This window comes from Nocardioides sp. NPDC057772 (genome assembly GCF_042798075.1).
Classification (GTDB): Bacteria; Actinomycetota; Actinomycetes; order Propionibacteriales; family Nocardioidaceae; genus Nocardioides.
This window is the reverse complement of the sequence record NZ_JBHVKN010000331.1, coordinates 1-3084: the sequence shown is the minus strand read 5'-3', so window position 1 is coordinate 3084 and position 3084 is coordinate 1. Positions and strand designations below refer to the sequence as shown.

The following is a 3084-nucleotide window of genomic DNA, read 5'->3' as shown; positions in this document are numbered from 1 at the left end:
GGGTAAACCTGCACTTCTCTGGCAATGCAACGCCAGAGAAGTGCAGGAATCACCGGTGAACCGGTGATTCCAACCCCAGACCCCGCACCCCCTAATCTCACTCCTGTGGAGTTGATCGAGGTGCTGGTCGGACGGATCGGCAAACCGCACGGGATCAGGGGCTTCGTGACCGTCGAGGTGCGCACCGACGAGCCCGACAAGCGGTTCGCCGAGGGGACGGTGCTGCGGACGCAGCCGCCCAAGGGATCGGTGTACGCCGCGAAGCGGCTGACCGTGGAGGGCGCCCGGTGGCACGGGCAGGTGCTCCAGGTCGCCTTCGAGGAGATCACCGACCGCAACGAGGCGGAGGCTGCCAGGGGGACGCTGCTCTTCGCCGACATCCCGGCCGAGGAGTCGCCCGAGGACCCCGACGAGTACTACGACCACCAGCTCATCGGCCTGACCGCCTTCGACGAGGAGGGCCGCGAGCTGGGCACGGTGAAGTCGCTGGTCCACGGCGGCGCGCAGGATCTGCTGACGATTCGCACCCCGGACCGCCGCGACGCGCTGGTGCCGTTCGTGAAGGCACTGGTGCCGGTCGTCGACCTGGCCGAGAAGAGGGTCGTCATCGCCGACCGGCCGGGCCTGGTCGCGCCCTTCCCCGAGAGCTCCGAGGACGAGGACGAGGCGAAGTGAGGCTCGACTACCTCACCATCTTCCCCGACTATCTCGCGCCGCTACGACTGAGCCTGCCGGGCAAGGCGATCGAGTCCGGTCTGCTGGAGATGCACGTCCACGACGTACGCGCGTGGACCCACGACAAGCACCGCACCGTCGACGACACCCCCTACGGCGGTGGCGCTGGGATGGTGATGAAGCCGGAGCCGTTCGGCGAGGCCTTCGACGAGCTGGCGATCGACGGTGCGACCGTCATCGTGACGACGCCGAGCGGTGAGCCGTTCACCCAGGCGCTGGCGCGGGACCTGTCGACCAGGGAGAGGCTCGTCTTCCTGCTCGGCCGCTACGAGGGCATCGACCAGCGGGTGCTCGACCACGCCGCCACGCGTGCGGAGGTCCGCGAGATCTCCTTGGGCGACTACGTGCTCAACGGGGGAGAGGTCGCCGCGATGGCGATCACGGAGGCGGTCGTGCGCCTGATCCCCGGGTTCATGGGCAACGCCGAGTCGCTGGTCGAGGAGTCCCACGAGGACGGCCTGCTGGAGTACCCGGTCTACACCAAGCCCGCCTCCTGGCGTGATCTCGAGGTCCCGAAGGTGCTGCTCAGCGGCGACCACAAGCGCATCGCCGAGTGGCGCCACCAGCAAGCCGTGGAAAGAACCTCCGTACGCCGCCCCGACCTGCTCCACGCCTCGCAGGCGGCCATGGAGTGGGAGATCGTGCCCGCGGTCCGCGCCGACGCCCCCGAGCTGCACACGCTGCAGCTCGCCTGCTGGGTCCAGGAGATGCACGACAACCCCGGCGTCGCGATCCCGCCGCTGCACGAGTCTCTCGACGACACGGTGCGTGCGCTGGAGACCCACGACGTCTACGTCGTCCGCTCCGCAGGGCGGCTGGTCGGCTCGGTCCGGGCCCGGCTCGAGGGCGACGTCTGGGAGATCGGCCGGCTGATGACCGCTCCGGACCTGCAAGGACGAGGGCTCGGCCGGCAGCTGCTGGACCACATCCAGCAGGTGGCTCCGGCGGGGGCCACGACCTTCTCGCTCTTCACCGGAGCCAAGAGCGAGCGCAACCAGAAGATCTACAAGAAGGCCGGATTCCGGCTGCGCCGCGACCTCGACGCGCCGCCCGGTGCTGTGATCCTCACCAAACCCAGGCGAGCAGCTAGATAACAAGTCACCTACATCAGAAGGCTGTTACGCGCCTGTAACAGAAAGAGTTTGTTACCGAAACGGGGGCTCGACAGGATCCGGCGAAACGTGTGCTCGGCTCACGCGATCCGAATCCCGACCCTATGAGGTACGAATGACTACCGATCTTGCATGGCAGCTGCTGTGTACGGCGCTCGTGCTCTTCATGACTCCTGGTCTCGCCTTCTTCTACGGCGGCCTCGTGAAGTCGAAGAGCGTCGTGTCGATGATGATGTTGAGCTTCGGCTCCCTCGGCCTGATCACCCTGCTGTGGGTGCTCTACGGCTTCAGCGGCATCGGAACCATCTCCGAGTCCGGCATCACGAACTTCTTCGGCAACCCGTTCCAGGACTTCGGTCTGACCGGCGCCTTCGGTGACATGGTCAAGGAGTTCGACGACGGCACCGCGGTCGAGGACTCGACCAACTTCTTCGGCGGCCTCGCCTTCGGTGGCTCGTTCGCCATCATCACGGTGGCGCTGATCTCGGGTTCGATCGCCGACCGCGCGAAGTTCTGGCCGTGGCTGCTCTTCGCGGGCATCTGGGCCACCGTCGTCTACTTCCCGGGCCAGGCCTGGGTGTGGGCCCTCAACGCCGACGGCGACTACATCGGCTGGATCGGCAAGTGGGGCGCCCTCGACTGGGCCGGCGGCACGATCGTCCACCAGGCTGCCGGTGCGGCGGCGCTCGCGCTGGCCCTCGTCCTCGGTCAGCGCAAGGTCGGCTTCTCCAAGGAGGAGACGGCTGCTCACAACGTACCGCTGGTGCTGATCGGCACCGCGATCCTCTGGTTCGGCTGGTTCGGCTTCAACACCGGCGTCCCCGGCACCACCCAGGGTCAGACCACCCTGATCTTCCTCAACACGCTGATCGCCCCGGCCGCGGGTCTCATCGGCTGGATCATCGTGGAGAAGTTCAAGGACGGTAAGTCCACCGCCGTCGGCGCCGCCTCCGGTGTCGTCGCCGGTCTGGTCGCGATCACCCCGGCCTGTGCTCACATCGCGCCGATCTGGGCGATCTTCCTCGGCCTGCTCGTCGGCGTCGTCTGCTGCCTCGCGGTCGAGCTGAAGTGGAAGCTCGGCTTCGACGACACCCTCGACGTGGTCGGCATCCACCTGGTCGCCGGTTTCATCGGCTGTGTCTACCTCGGCTTCTTCGCCCAGGTCGGCGGCAGCGGCCTCTTCTTCGGCGGCGGCTTCGACCAGCTCATCAAGCAGCTCGGCTCCTCGCTGGCCGTG

Annotated in this window: 3 protein-coding genes; all 3 read left to right on the top strand. The window is 67.3% G+C overall.

What is annotated here, in order from left to right; all coding sequences use genetic code 11:
• The first annotated feature begins 105 nt into the window (after positions 1-105).
• Positions 106-675, top strand: a complete 570-nt coding sequence (gene rimM, locus ACFVJS_RS27200) for a ribosome maturation factor RimM (protein ID WP_378886671.1) — start codon at positions 106-108, stop codon at positions 673-675.
• Positions 672-1829, top strand: coding sequence for a tRNA (guanosine(37)-N1)-methyltransferase TrmD (gene trmD, locus ACFVJS_RS27195; protein ID WP_378886670.1), 1158 nt, complete (start codon positions 672-674; stop codon positions 1827-1829). The genes rimM and trmD overlap by 4 nt, the downstream gene beginning before the upstream one ends.
• A 133-nt stretch (positions 1830-1962) precedes the next feature.
• A partial coding sequence (locus tag ACFVJS_RS27190; protein WP_378886669.1) for an ammonium transporter occupies positions 1963-3084 on the top strand: 1122 nt, incomplete at its 3' end.